Raw genomic sequence first — 960 nt, 5'->3', positions numbered from 1 at the left:
CCAACATCATTGAAGCTCGTCTTTCCCACATCACCATCTGCAGAAACATTAGAGATCTCGTAAGTCGGAGCTGTCCAAGTTCCATTCTCATACTTAGCTTTACCACCTAAAGACTTCGCAACATCGCTCCCTAGGGCATATAGCTGGTTACCCGCTACAGCATCCGTTGACGTTCTACTAATGTCGCCATTTTTAAGAGACGTTATCTTGCTGTTCTCTTTACTGTCTCCATGCGTTGCTACAAACGCACCTTTAGACTTATCCCACAACAAGGCGTCAGCTTGAGCAGTGGTAATCTCATTGGTAATCTCTTTATGTAAATCCGTGAAAGAAGTTCCTACACCGGCAAACGCTGAAGCCACATCTGTATAGCTCTCCTCACTCTCAGTTCCATCAGATTTTACTGTTTTAACAGTGAACTTAGGTTTACTCCATTTACCATCCTCATACTTAGCTCCTCCACCCAAAGATTTTGCAATATTATCACCTAACCCATGAAGCTGATTACCCGTTACTGCATCCGTTGAAATAGCAGAAATATCTCCATTTTGGAGAGATGTAATCTTGCTGTTTTCTTTCTTGTCTCCATGTATCGCTACAAAAGAACCTTTGGACTTATCCCACAACAAAGCATCATTTTTAGCAGCCGTAATGTCCTTTTCAATCTCTTTGCTAATTTCATCCTTAATATTATTAAATTTATCTTTAACATTCTCGAATGAAACACCAACACCGGCAAAAGCAGATGCAACATCGTTATAACTCGAGTCAGCAACACTGCCATCAGATGCAAATTTTTTAACCGTAAATGTAGGAGCTGTCCAAGCGCCATTTTCATACTTAGCTCCTCCACCCAAAGATTGTGCAACTTTATCACCTAACCCATGAAGCTGATTACCCGTTACTGCATCCGTGGAACCATCCTTAATGACGCCATCTAAAAGAGATGTAAGCTTGCTA

The 960-nt window shown here is 41.4% G+C and carries 1 pseudogene; it reads right to left on the bottom strand.

What is annotated here, in order from left to right:
• Positions 1-960: pseudogene (locus ACFING_RS09915) on the bottom strand (hypothetical protein); the annotation flags it as partial.

This window comes from Bartonella sp. AP150HLJHH (assembly GCF_042196385.1).
GTDB lineage: Bacteria > Pseudomonadota > Alphaproteobacteria > Rhizobiales > Rhizobiaceae > Bartonella.
This window is presented reverse-complemented; position numbering and strand designations above follow the sequence as displayed.